The following is an 18140-nucleotide window of genomic DNA, read 5'->3' as shown; positions in this document are numbered from 1 at the left end:
CCTGAATTGGTCAGGTCATTGCCCCGCGCAGGACCTTGCCCAAACGGCGCATGCCCTCTTCGATCTGGTCGACATCCGGACTTGAGAAATTGAGCCGCAACGTATTTGTCCCCGATCCATCCGGAAAAAACGCTGCCCCGGGCACAAAGGCGACCTGTTCAGTACGCAACGCTTCGGCCAACAAATCGGCGCCGTTCAGACCTTTGGGCAAGGTCACCCAAACAAACATGCCGCCGTCGGGCCGCGTCCATTCCACGCCCTCGGGCATATGCCGTCCCAGCGCGCCCAGCATGGCGTCACGCCGTGCGCCATAGCTTTGTCGGACGGTCGCAACATGGTCGTCAAACATGCGGGTTGCGACGTCATGGATCACAATCTGGTTGATTGTGGGAGAGTGCAGATCACCGGCCTGTTTGGTCAGAACCAGTTGCTGGATAATCGGCTTGGCCGCCACCACCCATCCGACCCGCAATCCCGGCGACAAGGTCTTGGAAAAGCTGCCACAATAGATGGTCCGGCAATCCTCGATGTTTCCCTTGCGCGCGATTTCGAGCGCCAGAATAGGTGGGACGTCTTTGCCGTTATAGCGCAGTGCCTGGTATGCGGCGTCTTCGATCACGGCGCAATCAAGGTCGTCCGCGAGATCAAGGATATTTTCGCGCCCCTTTTGATCCACTGTTTCCCCGGTTGGGTTGCCAAAATCAGAGGAAAGATAGGCAAATTTGACTTGCCCGCCCGCCTTGTTCGCCTGTGCTGCATAGTCCTGAGAGCTGCGGTTTGCATTTATGTGCAGGCGGTCAAAACTGGGTTCATAGGCCCGAAACGCACCTAGCGCGCCCATGTAGGTGGGCCACCCCACAAGTGCTGTATCATTGGGGGACAAAAACAGTTTGCCCAGATAATCGAGCGCCTGTTGCGAACCAGAGGTTATCAGAATGTTATCAACATCGCAGGGCACGCCGATTTTGGCCATCTGAGCGACCAGCCACTGACGCAGTGGCAAGTACCCTTCGCTGACGGAATACTGCAAAGACGTCGATTGCGCCTCGGGGCTCAGCGCCCTAGCATAAGCGTCGGCAATGGCATCGGCAGGAAACAGATCGGGATCCGGGATGCCGCCTGCGAATGACAGAATTCCCGGCTGATCCAGAAGTTTCAACAGCTCGCGGATTTCAGATGCTTTCATCTGACCTGCTCGGCTGGCGAATATGTGCTCGAGACTCATGATCGATTCCCCCCTTTTTACGATGCTCAGAAATTACGCGGATTCGATTTTAAGTCAATAACACTGACCCAAGTGAAGGAATTTGTGATTGCCCCGCAGCCTTGCCCTTTGCTGTCAGGCGTGGTCAATTCATCTTACCAGTTACGCGAGGCCAACTATGCCATTTCAAAAAGTTCAGCCGGAAAAGCTCTCAACGTCCGTCGTTCGCCAGATCGAATTGCTAATCTTGCGTGGCATTTTACGCCCCGGTGAAAGGCTGCCCGCTGAACGAGAGTTGAGCGAACGGTTGGGCGTGTCCCGCCCGTCCCTTCGCGAAGCAATTTCATCTTTACAGGACAAAGGTTTACTAACCTCAAAGGCCGGGGCCGGTATCTTTGTAACAGATGTTCTGGGAGGCGCTTTTACGGGCGTCTTGGTTCAGCTTTTTGCGGCCCATGACGAAGCCGTTTTTGATTACATTTCGTTTCGCCGCGACATGGAAGGGCTGGCCGCCGAGCGCGCGGCAACGCTGGCATCCGCGACCGATTTGCAGGTCATTCAAACCGTTTTCAACAAGATGGAAGCCGCCCATTCAAAGAGAAATCCAACTGACGAAGCCCGCCTGGACGCCGATTTTCATTTGGCCATCATCGAAGCCAGCCATAATGTGATCATGCTGCATATGATGCGATCAATGTATCAGTTGCTGCGGGAAGGCGTGTTTTACAACCGCACCATCATGTTCAAACACCGTACCACCCGGTCAGAATTGCTTGAGCAACACCGCACCATCAATAACGCCTTACAGACTAGGGACGCGGAAGGCGCGCGTGCAGCTGTGGCCTCACATCTGGATTATGTGGAGCAAGCACTGTCGGACCACCAAAAATTCGAAAAGAACGAAGCCATCGCCCAACAGCGCTTTACCCACGAACTAAGCCGGTGAGGGTTCAGGACACTTTCATTACGATCTTTCCGATATGGCCGCTGCTTTCCATGCGGGCGTGGGCCTTGGCGGCATCAACCAGCGCAAATTCGCTATCCATAACGGGGGCGATCCGACCAGCATCCAGCAGAGGCCAGACCTGAGCGCGCAGCGCCTCTGCGATACGGGCCTTGGCCAGATCACTTTGAGGTCTCAGAGTTGACCCGGTGATTGTCAGGCGCCGCGTCATAAGGGGCGCGAAATTCAAATCCACCCGAGGCCCTTGCAGGAACGCGATCTGAACCAGCCGGCCATCTTCGGCAAGGGACTTGAGATTACGCGGAACATAGTCGCCGCCAACCATGTCGAGGATCAGATTGGCGCCGCCTTCGGCGCGCATCACGTCAACAAAATCCTCAGCCCGATAGTTGATGGCTTTTTCCGCGCCAAGCTGCTCGCAGGCGCGGCATTTCTCGTCTGATCCTGCTGTCGCGAATACCCGTGCACCCAGAACCCTGGCCAATTGAATGGCCGTGGTTCCAATGCCGCTTGATCCGCCGTGCACCAGAAAAATCTCGCCGGCTTGCAAATTGCCGCGCTGAAACACGTTGGACCACACGGTAAAAAATGTCTCTGGCAAACAGGCCGCTTCCTTGAGCCCCATGCCACGGGGAATGGGCAGGCAATGGGCGGCTGGGGTTAACGCGTATTCCGCATAGCCACCGCCGGGCAGCAAGGCGCACACTTCATCGCCTTCCGCCCAGTCCTGCACCCCTTCGCCCACAGCGGCGATGACACCGGATGCCTCCAGCCCGGGCAAGTCGGATGCGTTTGGTGGTGGCGCGTATAACCCGGCCCTTTGCAACGCGTCAGGGCGATTCACACCCGCATAGGCGATTTTCAACAGCACCTCGCCCGGCCCGGGTTGTGGGGTCATGCGTTGGGTTGGTTGCAACACATCCGGTCCGCCCGGCTTGGTTATCTCAATGGCTTGCATCGTTTGGGACATATGGCCTCCTGGGCGGGCTTGTTTCGTGCGAAATCAATAGCACCGGTATGCTGCGTGTGAACAGGGCGATTTGTTGCAGTTGGTCGGCGGCGGTTTTGACATGGATTGCGTCACTAGTAGTGCGCTGTGTAGCCGCCATCCACCGCCAGAACCTGTCCTGTCACATAGCTTGCGCCGGGAGATGCCAGAAACAGCACCGCATTCGCAAGCTCCCCGGGGTCTCCCCAACGCCCCAGCGCAGTGGCGGATTGTAACCGCGCGGCGATGGCCGGGTCTTTAGCGGCGGCCGCATTGGGCGCAGTGCGGAAAAAACCTGGTGCCACGGCATTCACGTTGATCCCTAACGGACCAAGTTCGGCGGCAAGTGCGCGGGTCATGCCATTGACCCCAGCCTTGGCCGATGAATAGGCGGCATCCCCTGATTGCGCGATCAAACCGGCGATTGAGCTGATGTTTACGATCCGACCATACCCAGCCGCTACCATTTGTTCCGAGGCACGCTGGCTTAGGCGAAAAGGAGCAATCAGATCGACATCCAGCAAGCGGCGCAAATCTTCGCGTGTAAATTCCGGTAGGTTTCGCCGGTCTCGCATCCCAACGTTATTCACAAGAATGCTAAGCCCGCCTGATGATTTAAGTGTGGCAAATGCTGTGTCTGCTGATGCTTCGTCAGTCACGTCAAAAGGTAACGGTGTCGCCTGCCCGCCTGCATCGTGAATACGTGCGACCGCCGCGGCACAGCGATCTGCGCTGCGGCTGTTCACCCAGACATGCGCACCAGCCAGCGACAGGGACATTGCGCTGGCAAACCCCAACCCGTCAGAAGCCCCGGTAACCAGTGCATTTTGTCCGTGCAGTGAAAAAGCTGTATCTGGCGTCATTGTGGCCTCGGCAATTTGGGAGCTTTCAGCATGAATGCTGATCGCAAAGTGTCAACCTTTGGAAACAGCACAACCTGCTTACTGTCGCATGACCATATGTTCGGCATGGATCGGTGCCTGTTGTCTCATCGGGAACACGCTGAACGACCGGAATAGCTTTGCTGCATTGCCGAAAGCCCGGGTCTGGGGTAGTCATGCCCAACCCAATAGCAAGAGACGGACCATGTCCCATATCAGCCACATTGAGATCGACGACCGCAACCTGCCGCCGCCCACGCCGGAGATAGAGCAGGAACGCAAGGTGGCGATGTTTGATCTGCTGGAAGACAACTCGTTTGATTTGCCAAAACGGGATGACCGGGCGGTTCCCGCCGGGCCCTATTCCGTGGAACTGGCCATCCGCGACAAACGTCTGGTGTTTGACGTCGAAGGTCAGAATGGCGAAAAAGCGGCTGAATTTCACCTGAGCCTGTCGCCATTTCGGCAGGTCGTTAAGGACTATTGGGCCATCTGCAAAAGCTATTTTGACGCGGTGAAGTCGTTGCCACCCAGCCAGATCGAAACAATCGATATGGCGCGGCGTGGCATCCATAACGAAGGCGCGCGCGTTTTGCAGGAACGGCTGGAAGGTAAAGCCGACGTGGACAACAGCACGGCAAGGCGCCTGTTTACATTGATCTGTGTCTTGCATTTCGGGGGCTGATCAGCGTGGGAACAGAGCTCCCTCAGTCGGTTCTATTTTGCTGCGATCATAATGCGGTGCGGTCACCGATGGCCGAAGGCATTATGAAAAAGCTGTACGGCATGGACGTTTATGTTCAGTCCGCCGGCATTCGCAATGATCTGGAAATCGACGGGTTCGCCATTTCTGTGTGTGACGAAATCGGTGTGGAACTGTCCCGCCATCGATCGCGCAGCTTTGAGGAAATGGAAAAGTGGGGCGACCAGTTGTCTTCGTTTGACCTTGTCGTCGCATTGACCCCTGCCAGCCGCCAAAAGGCCGAAGACCTGATCCAGTTCTACCATCTGGAATTGGAATACTGGCCGATTTCTGACCCATCGGGGACTGGCGAAAACCGGGAAACAAAGCTGGAAGCCTATCGTAAGTCGCGCGATGAAATTGTTGAGCATCTCGTTAAGCGGTGGGGCGGTTCGCAGCAAACCTAGGGTTTGGCCGGTTCCCTCTTTGACACTGGCCGCTATTGCGAACGGAAATACTCATAGGGTGGTGCCTTTGAAACCGAGATAAATCACCATGCAGCGATAGCCATGTCACATATCAGTGGCGCAACCGAAATTGCCCTTGTAAACCAGCGCCAATGGCCCCATTTAGGGGCATCCCGCGACTCTGGCGGGTGGCAGATAATATGGAGAGACCATGGCGAAGGAAGAACTTCTCGAATTTCCCGGTGTCGTAAAGGAACTCCTGCCGAATGCGACGTTTCGGGTCGAGTTGGAAAACGGCCATGAGATCATCGCACATACGGCAGGCAAGATGCGCAAAAATCGCATCCGTGTTCTGGCTGGCGACAAAGTCCAGGTGGAAATGACACCTTACGATCTGACCAAGGGTCGGATCAATTATCGCTTCAAGTAAGCGTTCTTGCGCGGGCAAAAAAAGCGAGGTCCGGGATGAAACTTATCCTTGGCTCAGGTAGCCCGCGCCGCCGCGAATTGCTGGCGCAAATTGGGGTGACGGCGGATGACATTCGCCCCCCTGATATCAACGAAGACCCCCTGAAAACTGAATTGCCGCGGGCATATTGCCAGCGTATCGCCCGTGAAAAGGCGATGGCCACGCGGGCGGATGCAGACGATATTGTGCTGTGCGCAGATACAACCGTTGCGTTGGGCCGTCGCATTCTGGGAAAGCCCAGCGATGCGGGCGAAGCGGCAGAGTTTCTGCTGTCCCTTTCGGGGCGCCGCCACCGGGTTATCACAGCAGTTGCCGTACGGCGCGGCGATCAAATCTGGGAACGAGACGTCGTCAGTGCCGTTAAGATGAAAAAACTCTCGAACCCGGAACTGAATGCCTATCTGGCAACCGGTGACTGGGAAGGCAAAGCAGGCGCTTATGCCATTCAGGGGCCGGCCGGGGTGCTCATCCCATGGATCAGTGGCTCTTTTACTGGCATTGTCGGATTGCCCGTCGCAGAAACCGCCAACCTGCTGCAGGCGGCGGGTTATCCACTTTATAAGGAACGCACATGAAGGGTCGCCAAATCATACTGGACCACATTCAGGGGCGCGAAGCCGCTGCGTTGATGGTCGACGGTCACCTGGATGACTTTCTGATTGATGGCGACGCGCCACGTCCGGGAACGATCTATCGTGCGATTGCTGACAGACCGGTTAAGGGACAGGGTGGCATGTTCCTGAAATCGCCGGACGGCACCGTGTTTTTACGGCAAGTCAAAGGCTTAGCCCCCGGACAGGCGCTGCTCGTTCAGGTGACCGGGTATTCGGAACCGGGAAAAGCGATCCCAGTCACGCAAAAGCTCTTGTTCAAAAGCCGATACGCGATTGTGACTCCAGAAGCACCCGGCCTGAACATCAGCCGCTCGATCCGCGATGAGGATGAACGCAATCGGTTGCTGGAAATCGCCCATGACATCGCTGGCGATACCAGCTTTGGCCTGATTTTGCGGTCCGCTTGTGATGCCGCGGAACGCGAAGACATCGCCGAAGACATCTCGGCCATGCTGAGCCTCGCTGACAAGGCAATGACAGAAAGCGAAGGTCCGGCAGCGACGATCGCCCAGGGCGATGGTCCTCACCTGACCGCGTGGCGCGACTGGTCAGACTCCGCAGAAATAGTGACCGAACAAGGCGGCTTCGAAGCCACGGGCGTGTTGGACACGTTAGAAGATGCACAGGGGCCGCATATCACCCTTGGAGGCGGCGCAGGCATGTTTGTCGAGCCCACCCGCGCACTAGTTGCGGTCGACATTAACACAGGCGGCGACACGTCTCCTGCGGCGGGCCTCAAGGCGAACATGGCCTCTGCCCGTTTGTTGCCAAGAGCATTGCGGGTCAGGGGCCTGGGCGGACAAATTGTGCTGGATCTGGCACCCATGCCCAAAAAGGAACGCCGCGCATTCGAAAGCGCGCTGCGTGCGGCGTTTCGCAAGGATGTGATCGATACGACGTTGGTCGGCTGGACGCCACTGGGCCACTACGAATTGCAACGCAAAAACGCGCGCCCTGCCCTTCGGGAGGTGCTGACGTGACGTGTCCGATCTGTCAGAAAGAAACCGTGCAAAAGTACCGCCCGTTCTGCTCTCAGCGCTGTGCCAATGTGGATCTGGGCAAGTGGTTGAATGGCGATTATTCGGTGCCATCGCATGAACCTGAAGACGTGGAATCCGCCCTAAATGAGATTGAACGCCAATCCCCGCGTTTGCACTGAGTTTTTTTGACGAATACCTCTGGACAGCCCGCCCACCCTGACATAGAACGCCCAAACCCGAACGCCAGTCGTTCACCCGTGCCCGGGTAGCTCAGGGGTAGAGCAGTGGATTGAAAATCCTCGTGTCGGTGGTTCGATTCCGCCCCCGGGCACCATTTATACTTGAAGTTATGATATTTTTCAAACGGTTAGCGCGATCCGTGCTTCACATATCCACCATTCTATCCACCAATGCGATTTCGCGGAGGCCACAGGGCGTTATTGATCTGTGATCCTGCATTATGATGGCCTCCCTGCCTTCGTCTCCGCCACCTACCTTTGTTTTTGTTGTGAAAAGTGAATGTGCGGATGGCTTACCCGCCATCCTGCCCGCCAAAAAAAGGAAAGGTCTGTTGAAAACGCTTTTCAGTATTTGGCGCTCTGTACGATATCCAGATGTTGAATGTCATTGATAACTGACCCGGTATTGTCACCGAGATTTGACCCGCTTTATTTATGTATCGGCGGCTATGCTTTGGTCAATATGGTGGCCTCCTTTGTGGTTTTCTTTGCAGCTTCTGAACTGGCCTTGAAGCGGTAGCTGTCGTTGCCTGTTTCGAGGATGTGGCATCGGTGTGTGAGCCGGTCGAGGAGTGCTGTTGTCATCTTTGCATCGCCGAAGACCTGAGCCCATTCACTGAAGCTGAGGTTTGTCGTGATGACGACGCTGGTGCGCTCATAGAGCTTGCTGAGAAGGTGGAACAGCAGTGCACCACCCGATGGGCTGAACGGTAGGTAACCAAGCTCGTCAAGAATGACCAAGTCGATTTTGGTGAGCATCTCAGCCATTTTCCCTGCTTTCCCAAGTGCCTTTTCCTGTTCCAATGCGTTGACGAGTTCGACGGTCGAGTAAAAGCGCACTTTGCGTCTGTGGTGCTCAATGGCCTGTACGCCGATAGCCGTGGCAACATGGCTTTTGCCGGTGCCGGGCCCACCAATTAGGACGACGTTTTCTGCGTTCTCAATAAACTCCCCACGATGCAGTTGTCGGACGGTGGCTTCATTGATGTCGCTCGACGCGAAGTCAAAGCCCGCGAGATCCTTGTAGGATGGAAAGCGCGCAACCTTGGTGTGATAGGCAATCGATCGCACCTCACGTTCTGCCATCTCTGCCTTGAGCAGTTGGGACAACATCGGAGTGGCGGCTTCAAACGCGGGCGCACCTTGTGCAACCAAGTCATCGACTGCGTGCGCCATGCCGTGCAGCTTCAGACTGCGCAGCATGATGACGATGGACGCTCCTGCTGGATCATGACGCATTGCGCTTCTCCTGTGTCTGCCTCAGATCGTCATAACGGTCCACGTTAGCCTTTGGGGCCGTTTCCAAAGCGAGGGCATCTGGTGGATCGATCTCTGGAAGGTCGGTCGGTTTGCGGTCAATCAACCTATGTAACAGGTTCAAGATATGCGTCTTGGTTGGCACCCCAGCTTCCAACGCCAGCTCAACTGCACGCAGCACAGCGCTTTCGTCGTGGTGTAGAACCAAGGACAGGATATCGACCATCTCGCGATCTCCACCTTCCTTACGCAGCATGTGGTTTTGCAATCGACAGAAGATGTCCGGCATCTCTGTAAACGGTGCACCATTGCGCAGGGCACCGGGCTTGCGTTGTATGACAGCCAAATAGTGCCGCCAGTCGTAGATGACCTTGCCTGGCTTACGATGAGAACGATCGATAATCCGGTCATGGATGCAAACAGTCTCGCCCTCTGCAACAAGGACAAGCTGTTCTGGATAAACATGCAGGCTCACGCGCCGGTTCGCAAAACTGGCTGGGACGCTGTAGCGGTTGCGCTCGAAGGTGATCAAACAGGTCGGAGACACGCGCTTGCTGTGCTCAACAAAGCCATCGAAGGCTGGCGGCAGAGTCATCAACGTTGGCCTCTCTGCGGCCCAAGCATCAGCGACTGTGCCGGGTAACGCGCGATGCGCGGTCTCGGACCAAAGGGCTATACAACGGTCTTCAAGCCACTGGTTCAACTCTTCCAGATCCTTGAAGACAGGCATAACCTGCCAAAGGCGGTTGCGCGCATCGCGGACGTTCTTCTCAACCTGACCCTTCTCCCAACCTGCTGCTGGATTGCAGAACTCAGGCTCAAAGACGTAATGGCTGGCCATCGCTTTGAAGCGCGCATTGACGTCGCGCTGTTTCCCGCGACCGACACGATCTACGGCCGTCTTCATATTGTCATAGATGCCTCGTCCCGGAACGCCGCCGAACACGCGGAATGCATGCCAGTGGGCATCGAACAACATCTCATGTGTCTGCAAAGGATAGGCACGCACAATAAAGGCGCGGCTGTGCGAGAGCTTCGTGTGCGCCACTTGCAGTTTAACACGTTCACCACCAATCGTGGCCCAGTCTTCGCTCCAATCAAATTGGAACGCTTCACCCGGTTGGAACACCAAAGGCACAAATGTCCCGCGTCCAGTCGTTTGTTCTGCGCGATGCCGATCAGCACGCCAAGCACGGGCAAAGGCTGCGACACGCTCATAAGACCCATCGTACCCGAGCTTAACCAGATCTTCATACATCAACTTAACGTTGCGCCGCTCTTTCCGAGATTTACGCGTCTGCGCCAAAAGCCATGCGGACAACCGATCCGCGTAAGGGTCCAGCTTGCTTGGCCTCGACGGAGTCTTGAACGACGGTTCGGCCGCGCCTTCACGCAGGTACTTCCGGATGGTGTTGCGAGACAAGCCCGTGCGCCGCGCAATCTCTCGTATCGGCATTTTATCACGCAATGCCCAGCGTCGAATGACACTCAAAAATCCCATGTCGATCACTCCAAATCTCCCTGAACAAAAACGTCAGGGCCATGTGTTCACATGGGTCAATTCTCAGTGACAATTTGGGGGGCTACCGGGTCAGTTCTCAATGACATTCAACATTCTTGCAGTTAAGCAGCAACCGTCCGCTGCCATCGGCTAGCGTCAAAGCGTTCTGCCCTTTATTGCGCTCAGGTTGACAAACCGGGCACGGTGCGGCCCCATAGCGTCGATACCACTTGCCGCCCAACTCCGTTGTCAGGGTGCGTGCGTTACTCATTAGCGCGCCCCCCATATCAACGTGGCAAGAGCATGTGCTTGGGCTTCTGTCAGGCCGTGAAGGCGACGCAGGTAAAGGATTTGCAAACGGTTCATGCAAAACCCCCTTCCACTCGAGCGCGCAACACATAACAGGCGTGAAACCCCGGATATGGTCCCTCGTGTGGCTCTGGCAGGGTTTCGATTTCCACACCGAAACTGCGAAGATTGTGAATGTAGGCGCTCCACCGGGGCGCGGGGTTTATGATCGGTGTGCAGCCCTTGCGCCCAGCACACATAAGCTGTTCCATCGCCCAACGATTGCGTCCCGCCAGTACTAAAGTGAATGATTCCCTGCCTTGAGGGGTGACGGTAAAAACCGCCCTGTTTGTTCTTGATGTCGTCATCCGATTGGACCTTTTGCCAATCGAGCGCATAAGATAGACTTCGGGTATTCCAACCCCCGATAGCTATATCCCCCGCGCCCGTGTTTCAGGGGCGCGGGGTGTCACGCGCTATTGGTTTCGCCGTTAATCCATGCTTCGATTTCGCAAGTATCCACGAAGGCAGCACGGGCAAGCTTGCGCTTGCGAATGTGCCCTTCGTTGTGCGCTTTGTCGAAGGTTGTGCGGCTTAGGCCATAGCGTTCAATCGCATCACCCAAACGGATGAGATGCTGATTTTCTGACATGGTTTACTTCTCCAGTGAGTCTGTAAACCGGAACCTGAATAAGTGCTTAAACGGGTATCATTTGCCGTTGTAAGGTAATCACATTTTAGCTGAGAGACACACTTGGGGGTTGCGAAACGCATTTTCTGAGTCCACATAATGTGAACAGCGAAGGTCGTGACCTTGGCGATGGAGGATGCAAAGGCTCGCAACAACAAGTGGGTCATTAGCTCAGACATTCAGAATTCCGGCCCCCTTTTTTGAAGGGTGTTTCGGTGTATGCAACGAAGCGGGCCGGTCGCCAAACTAGCCCCGCTTCGTTGCGGCTTTTTGCATATTAACGCAAAACAATCATAGCTATGCTTTTGCGGGTCTGGAAGGTGTCAGTCGCAATGTGGAGCACAAGAAGAATCTGTGCTTTCTGAGCGTTGCAAGGCCCTTATTTTATTGACGTTAACTGGCGTCAGGTGCAAGCAGGGGCGCTAACGGCACAAAATAATTTTCCCAGATTTTGCGGTCATGCCAAGCTAATGCCACTACAAATTGGGTCTGGTGCGAATCACCTTGCGTCACACTGCTGCACCTCGAATTGCCACAACTTCACCGCTTGCCCCGATGACGTGTTGCGCCCAGCGCTCTGCCAATAGGCGGCGTTCTTCAAGATAATCCGTGCGCAAGTAAGCGCGCGAAACCTTGGACCCGACCTTGTGCCCGATTGCCGTTTCTTTCACTTCCCATGATTGGTTGGTTTGTTCGTCCGCCCATGTCCTGAAACTGGACCGGAACCCGTGAGGGCGCGCTGTCATCCCCCGGCGCTTCATCAAGGTTGCCATCGTCATGTCGCTGATAACGCCTTTGCGCTGATCGGGAAAAAGCAACCCGTCGCGCGCTGTTTCCGTCGCGCGCTTGATCACCCGCAAAGCCTCTGGCGTAGGCGGAACGCGAAAATCCTCGGTCCTGCCTTCCTGTCCTTTCACCAAATACGCCGGGACCGTCCAAACATCGCCCTCGATTTGGTCAAGGTTCGCAAAGCGGATCGGCTTAGACCGCAATCCGCTTAGAATTAGCAACTGCAACGCCATGCCTGTTGTCCCGGATTCTTCAAGGCTTTGATAGAACGCTGGCACATCTTGCCAAGACATCGAAGGAATGGGTTTGGCCACATGCACCTGTCTGCCCAAAAGTTCCTTGGCATCGGCAACCGCCATTCGGTCAACTTCATAACCCTTGGCGCGGGCAAAGGACAAACACGCGTCTAAGCGTGTAATTGCCTTACGCGCCACGTCGGGTTGTTCGTGCCAGATGGGTCTGAGCGCCTTGGCAATCTCGTTGCCCGTGACTTCTTCAACGGGTTTTTGCCCCAGTTTGGGTAAGACATGAGTTTTCAGGGGGCTAAACCAACGCCCCGCCTTGCCACCATCCCTAAGTTGGCTTTTACGGGCTTCAAAGGCGAGTGGCGCAATCGTGGCCAGCAAGCGCGCCTTTCTTGCTTCTGGGTTCTTAGCCTCATACGCTATCTGAGTGGCCTTCTCAGCGTCCTTGCACGCCTCAATTGAGTTGCCCCCATCCTTAACGGTTGCTCGGTGCTTGTCGGCTTGCTTTCGCGCGTCGGCAAGCCGCCCATCGCGCTTCACCGGTCTGGGCCAGCCTTGGGCGTGTAGGCGCTGCACAAAGACATGAAACGCTTCTTTGTCCCACCTTCATTCGTATTGCCCTGTACACTTTTGCTAGACCGAGCGGCAAATTGGTGCCAAATCTTACTCCGTTTGGCGCGATCAATCGCTACCTAGAAAATGAAATCATCCACCGAATAGGCCAACCCTGCGCCGACATCGGTGAAGTTCACCCCATCGAGCAGGATCGAGTTCGCGCCCGCCACGATCCGCGCCGTGCCGCCTGCATCGTCGAGGTGGTTGGTGATCAGATCGTTGAAATCGGTGATCGCCGCGACGCCGGCAAGGTTGATCTTCTCGCCGTCTGCCGCCTCAAACCCAAAGATCGTGTCATTGCCAAAGCCGCTGGCAAAGACAAACCGGTCCAGCCCTGCGCCGCCGGTCATCTGGTCCTGACCCACGCCGCCGTTCAAGGTGTCGTTGCCAAGCCCGCCAAACAGCTGGTCTGCATTAGCGCCGCCCAACAACCGGTCAAACCCGACCCCGCCGCGCAGGATGTCATTACCTGCTTCGCCGAAAATGACATCGAACCCGCCACCGCCGTTCACGGTGTCATTTCCGTTGCCGCCAAACACCGTGTCGCGCCCCGCATCGCCGCCCTGCTCGTTGTCGTTGAACAGGTCAAAGCCGTTGCCCAGCCGGGCCTCGTCGCGCCCGTTGCCGCCAAGCACCGTGTCGTTGCCCAGCCCACCGAGCAGCGTGTCGGACCCGGCGCCGCCAAAGATTTCGTCAAAGCCGCCCCCGCCGAGGATCGAGTCATTGCCCGCTTCGCCCCGGAAATCATCCGCACCGGCTCCACCGTTGATCGTGTCATTGCCGTTGCCGCCGAACACCGTGTCGCGCCCGGCGTCACCGCCCTGGCCGTTGTCGTTGAACACGTCAAACCCATTGCCTAGCTGCGCCTCGTCGCGCCCGTCGCCGCCAAAGACCGTGTCGTTGCCCAGGCCACCCTGCAGCGTGTCGGACCCGGCGCCGCCAAAGATTTCGTCAAAGCCGCCCCCGCCGAGGATCGAGTCATTGCCCGCATCGCCTCGGAACTCGTCAAAGCCGCCGCCGCCATTGATCGTGTCGTTGCCATTGCCGCCAAACACCGTATCGCGACCGGCCTTGTCGCCCTGCGCGTTGTCGTTGAACACGTCCGCGCCGTCGCCAAGATTGGCCAGATCACGGCCGTTGCCGCCATCCACGATGTCGTTGCCCGCGCCCGAATTCAGCGTATCCGCGCCGCTGCCCCCCAACACGGTATCATCACCGGCACCGCCGTTCAGGAGATCGTTGCCTTGTTGACCTAAGAGAACATCGTTTCCTTCGCCACCGGAAAGTGAGTCATTTCCAACGCCACCGTATAGCGTGTCTTCGCCTAGTCTTCCTTCAAGGAGATCACTACCCTCACCACCAAATAACTCGTCATTGCCATCGCCGCCGAAAAGAGTGTCGTCACCCGCTCTCCCGTGAAACAGTACTGGTTGGTATTTAGCTTCAATTAAGTCATTCCCACCACCAGAATCGGCCACTCCTCCATTTTCCAAACTGATTTCGTTTGCGCCGTCGTCTCCAGCAACATTGCCTGCGTTACCCTTGACAGACACGTTTGGAACGTTAGGTCCAGCCGCGTAGGTGACAGGGCTGTCGCCAATGAATTCGACGTGCTCGATACCAGAGAATGCGTGGTGAAAGGCGCCGTTCTCATTTACATAAACGACACCTGTCAACGGATTTATGGTAAAGGTATAATTTGCAGTCGCCAGTCCAGTGTAGTCAATAATCAGTGTATCGTGACCCGAGCCTCCAACGATAGAGTCACCAAGTGACAAGAGCTGTACTGTGAATGTATCGTCGCCTTCACCACCAACAAGCGTGTCACGCCCCAACGCTCCGAACAGCGTGTCATTGCCTCCCAACCCGCTGAGATAGTTTGCCCCCGTCGTGCCATGAAGGGTGTCGCCAAACTGCGACCCTGTCAGATGCTCTATTCCAATATAGTTGTCTCCCGCAGAGCCGCCCGAGTTGGACCCGCTGTCCTGCAGATTGGCACTTACGAAAGTTGAGCTTGTCTCGTAGCTGACCCGATCGACGCCGAAAGCACCGTCGTCAAAGAAAAAGTCATTGCCCTGGCCGCCATAGTAGACATCGCTTCCATTGCCACCGAACAAAGCCGTCCGACCAGCGTTGCCAAATATCCGATCATTCCCTTCGCCGCCGTAAATTGCCACGGCGTTCTCTCCATCAAGTGTATCATCTCCATCGCTGCCGATGAGTTCTTCAACGTCTCGGATCGTGACGGTGGTCAAATCTACGCCTGTGACCATCCCTGAAAAATCGGCTGTGTCGTTACCGTCGCCACCATAGAGATCGTCAAGATCATCCGAAATGAGGAACGTGTCGTGACCGATGCTGCCGGCGAGTGTGTCATAACCGACGCCGCCGTTAATAACGTCGTCGCCTTCGCCGCCGTGGATCCAGTCGTCGTCATCGCCACCAAGGATTGTGTCATTTCCGGCAAAACCGGCAATCCAATCATAGTCGGCCCCGCCGATGATCTCTTCCGAGATATTGGAGCCAATGATGACATTTAGTCCGTCGCCTCCGGTTACCGCAGCGCGACCGTCAACGTTCAAAATGATTTCTTGCGCAGCGGTTCCTATGCCAGATGTGTTAACCTCGACCAGAACCCCGTCGACATAAAACTCAATGGCCTCGACATCGTAAATGTCGAGAGAAATGGTGTCGAAATATCGGGAATTGTCCGTGCCAAAATCGCCGTGCGGCGGGGAGATCTCCAAATAGCTCTGGAACAACCCCACATCCACCGCGAGGTCGGCGAGGTCATCAAGTGACGTATGCGCCAGAGAAACATGCATCTCGACAGTGTCCAGACCTGCCCCGCCGTAGAAATAGGTATTGTTCGCGCTGCCCGCGGCCTGCTCAAACCGATAGATTAGGCGATCGTTGCCTTCTTCACCGTAAAACTTGTCTTCTATTCCATTTAAGCGCGATGGGCTTGCATGAAATGTATCATCGCCAAACCCACCATAGGTACTTCCGTATCCGATATCGTCATGGAAAATATCATCCCCAGGACCAAGGTAGACCTGTCCAATAAATCCATCTGTTACAGTGAATATGTCGTTTCCCTGCCCCAAACGGTATTGCCCCGGGTTCGGCTGATCACCGTGAGAGGAGTCGACAACCAAAGTGTCATCGCCGGAGGTTCCGAACACGTCGGTGTAGGGGGTGGAAGAATGTTCGCGAATGGCCGCGGGCGTGTCGCGAGCCGGTAAATCGACGTACTGGCGGGAATATGTGTCACCTTGTTGGTCAAACAGGGTCAAATGGGCAATCTGCCGCACTTCGTAAGAGTTGGCAAAAACTTCTACGTTCGCAAATGTGATCGCCCCGTGTCCGGCCACCGAAACCACGATATCAGACTGCCAAGAGAGTAATTCACCCCGCGAGCCGTCTCGGTTTATTCGATAAGAGTTACTGTCCGCGATGACGTTTTCCGTGACTGAAAGGTCCCCGGCATCCACACCATCCGGCAGTGTTATTCGATTAAGATCATAGTGGATACGGGTTGGCTGCACATCGTAAAAAACATCATGTCCCCCCGCGTAAATGTAATCGATTGAATTTGCACCATGGATCGTGTCATCTCCAACGCCACTGGAGAAGGAAAAACCTCCTGAAATATAGTAGGTTTCGGGCGAACCATCATAATTCAGGTGAAGCGTGTCGCCAAAATCCGTGCCAACGATATAGTTCGCTCCGCGGTCACGTGCGAAATTCATGCCATGCGAACTGTCAGAGACAGAAAACCCCGCTGCATCGCGATCACCACTAGCCCTCAATGTGATTGCAGAGGACAGCCCCGAGAAATTCTGGCTGCTTTCCGAGGCTTCAATTTCAAGCTCAATGTCCAGGGTTTCGAAATAGATTTCGGGAGAATCGCCAGTTCCCCGCACCTCGATGACATCTATGCCCGATATTGTACTTCCATTGGCAAGGGTAATCAGACCATCCGCATCCACCAAAACATCCCTAGACCCCGAACCCGACCAGTAATAGTCTTCCACCGGGTCTCCGAGGATCAGCCTGTCATGGCGTCCAGACCCCGCGTCGAGTTGTACAAATGCTTCCTGCAACTGAGTCGCAAAGATGGTGTCATTCCCGCTGCCCAGCGTGATTTGCTCTACATTTGACAGGAAATCTTCAAAGCCCGCATCGCCGTTACGTGTAACCAAGATATCATCGCGTAAGGAAACGTAGCTGATCGGTTCGTCCCCTCCCATACCCCCGAGTTGCACCGTATAGGTGTCAGAGCCGCCATAGGTGATCTGGTCATGGCCCGCGTTGCCGTTGAAAAAATCATCGCCACCTGACGCAACAAGCGTGTCATTATAGGCGCTGCCATAGATATAGTCGTCGCCTTCGGCCCCTTGGAGACGGATCGCGCGATCATGTTCTGTTGCAAAGATTACATTGGCAAAACCGGGCACACCTTGAAGGTCGGCCTGGGCAGCAACGGGCATCAACCCGACATATTCGTCGGGTGTCCCGTAGGTTTGCCCCAGAAGCAGCTGGTGCCCTCCACCGAACTCACCGTAGATCGCATTGATCCCCACCTCGGGATTTGGCCCCGGATAGGCAAGTTCAAATATGATAGGGTTTTCAACTAGATCGCCGTCTTCGTCTGCCAGAAACAACACGACATCGTTGTCGTCACCGCGCGGAATGATGGCATGATTTCCACTTTGCCAACCGATCAACTCGGAAGGGTCGATATTGCCATACGCGGCAAAATCATAAAGCGCCTCGGCATCCCAGACGCTGGCAAACAGCTCTCCGTGATCGTCAGCGCCGATATCGTCCTGTCGCATCATATCAGCACGGACGATTTCGGCATCGCTGTCCACCAACAACGTCACCGCAGTATCGTAATCGCTGATCCCCGCATCGCCTTCGCCAAAGAACAATCCTTCTTCATAAAGACCGTCACCATGCACAAGGCGGATGTCGTAGGGATCAAGGTCCAACCCTTTGACCCATTTGTAGACGCCCAATATAATTGGCCCGCCGACATATTCGCCGACATATCTGCCAATCCCGTAGGCAAGCGAAGGGACAACTGAGAATGGTACAGATTCAAGCACCGTTCCCAGCAGAACTGTTCCCTCTACGAATTTATCCGAGGCCATCAACGCTGCGGGGATCGCTTGGACTAATGCATCTTCCCCAAGCTCAGCAAACCCTGGAACCAGCACGTTGCCAAGTTCATCGAGTAGATCCCCATCACGCCCAAGAG

At 55.7% G+C, this 18140-nt stretch carries 15 protein-coding genes and 1 tRNA gene; 8 read left to right on the top strand and 8 right to left on the bottom strand.

Annotation, left to right across the window (positions count from 1 at the left end):
* Nucleotides 1-10: 10 nt before the first annotated feature.
* Nucleotides 11-1225 (bottom strand): PLP-dependent aminotransferase family protein, encoded by a 1215-nt coding sequence (locus ABJI08_RS05990; RefSeq protein WP_348400916.1) that lies wholly within the window; start codon nt 1223-1225, stop codon nt 11-13.
* Nucleotides 1226-1382: 157 nt separating this feature from the next.
* Here ABJI08_RS05990 and ABJI08_RS05985 point away from each other — a divergent pair, with 157 nt between their 5' ends.
* Nucleotides 1383-2150, top strand: coding sequence for a FadR/GntR family transcriptional regulator (locus tag ABJI08_RS05985; RefSeq protein ID WP_348400915.1), 768 nt, complete (start codon nt 1383-1385; stop codon nt 2148-2150).
* Nucleotides 2151-2154: 4 nt separating this feature from the next.
* Here the strand turns inward: ABJI08_RS05985 and ABJI08_RS05980 are convergent, their stop codons facing one another.
* Both ABJI08_RS05980 and ABJI08_RS05975 read right to left on the bottom strand, forming a co-directional pair.
* Nucleotides 2155-3138, bottom strand: coding sequence for an NAD(P)H-quinone oxidoreductase (locus tag ABJI08_RS05980; protein WP_348400914.1), 984 nt, complete (start codon nt 3136-3138; stop codon nt 2155-2157).
* 113 nt (nt 3139-3251) lie between these two features.
* On the bottom strand, nt 3252-4019 hold the full coding sequence (locus ABJI08_RS05975) for an SDR family oxidoreductase (RefSeq protein WP_348400913.1): 768 nt from the start codon (nt 4017-4019) through the stop codon (nt 3252-3254).
* Between the two features lie 223 nt (nt 4020-4242).
* On the opposite strand from ABJI08_RS05975, the gene ABJI08_RS05970 reads away from it, so the two are divergent.
* From ABJI08_RS05970 to ABJI08_RS05940, 7 genes are all read left to right on the top strand, one after another.
* Nucleotides 4243-4722 carry a UPF0262 family protein gene (locus ABJI08_RS05970; RefSeq protein WP_348400912.1) on the top strand — a complete coding sequence of 160 codons (480 nt, stop codon included), beginning with the start codon at nt 4243-4245 and terminating at the stop codon, nt 4720-4722.
* A gap of 5 nt (nt 4723-4727) precedes the next feature.
* On the top strand, nt 4728-5186 hold the full coding sequence (locus ABJI08_RS05965; RefSeq protein WP_348400911.1) for a low molecular weight phosphatase family protein: 459 nt from the start codon (nt 4728-4730) through the stop codon (nt 5184-5186).
* 211 nt (nt 5187-5397) lie between these two features.
* On the top strand, nt 5398-5616 hold the full coding sequence (infA, locus tag ABJI08_RS05960) for a translation initiation factor IF-1 (protein WP_007205486.1): 219 nt from the start codon (nt 5398-5400) through the stop codon (nt 5614-5616).
* A 35-nt stretch (nt 5617-5651) separates the two neighbouring features.
* Complete coding sequence (locus tag ABJI08_RS05955; RefSeq protein WP_348400910.1) at nt 5652-6230, top strand: Maf family protein; 579 nt, start codon at nt 5652-5654, stop codon at nt 6228-6230.
* Nucleotides 6227-7249, top strand: coding sequence for a ribonuclease E/G (locus ABJI08_RS05950; protein ID WP_348400909.1), 1023 nt, complete (start codon nt 6227-6229; stop codon nt 7247-7249). Before ABJI08_RS05955 ends, ABJI08_RS05950 begins: the two co-directional genes overlap by 4 nt.
* Nucleotides 7246-7428, top strand: coding sequence for a DNA gyrase inhibitor YacG (gene yacG / locus ABJI08_RS05945; protein ID WP_348400908.1), 183 nt, complete (start codon nt 7246-7248; stop codon nt 7426-7428). Before ABJI08_RS05950 ends, yacG begins: the two co-directional genes overlap by 4 nt.
* 80 nt (nt 7429-7508) lie before the next feature.
* Nucleotides 7509-7583, top strand: a tRNA-Phe gene (locus ABJI08_RS05940).
* A gap of 352 nt (nt 7584-7935) precedes the next feature.
* On the opposite strand, the gene istB is transcribed toward ABJI08_RS05940, so the two are convergent.
* From istB to ABJI08_RS05915, 5 genes are all read right to left on the bottom strand, one after another.
* The gene (gene istB / locus ABJI08_RS05935) at nt 7936-8727 is read right to left on the bottom strand and encodes an IS21-like element helper ATPase IstB (protein WP_348400907.1); all 792 of its coding nucleotides are present in this window, start codon (nt 8725-8727) and stop codon (nt 7936-7938) included.
* Nucleotides 8717-10246, bottom strand: coding sequence for an IS21 family transposase (istA, locus tag ABJI08_RS05930; protein ID WP_348400906.1), 1530 nt, complete (start codon nt 10244-10246; stop codon nt 8717-8719). Before istA ends, istB begins: the two co-directional genes overlap by 11 nt.
* Before the next feature lie 757 nt (nt 10247-11003).
* Nucleotides 11004-11186, bottom strand: a complete 183-nt coding sequence (locus ABJI08_RS05925; RefSeq protein WP_348400905.1) for a hypothetical protein — start codon at nt 11184-11186, stop codon at nt 11004-11006.
* Between the two features lie 548 nt (nt 11187-11734).
* On the bottom strand, nt 11735-12835 hold the full coding sequence (locus ABJI08_RS05920; protein ID WP_348400904.1) for an integrase: 1101 nt from the start codon (nt 12833-12835) through the stop codon (nt 11735-11737).
* Nucleotides 12836-12951: 116 nt separating this feature from the next.
* A partial coding sequence (locus tag ABJI08_RS05915) for a calcium-binding protein (RefSeq protein WP_348400903.1) occupies nt 12952-18140 on the bottom strand: 5189 nt, incomplete at its 5' end.

The sequence above is a fragment of the Shimia sp. genome (assembly GCF_039969785.1).
GTDB lineage: Bacteria > Pseudomonadota > Alphaproteobacteria > Rhodobacterales > Rhodobacteraceae > Shimia.
This window is presented reverse-complemented; position numbering and strand designations above follow the sequence as displayed.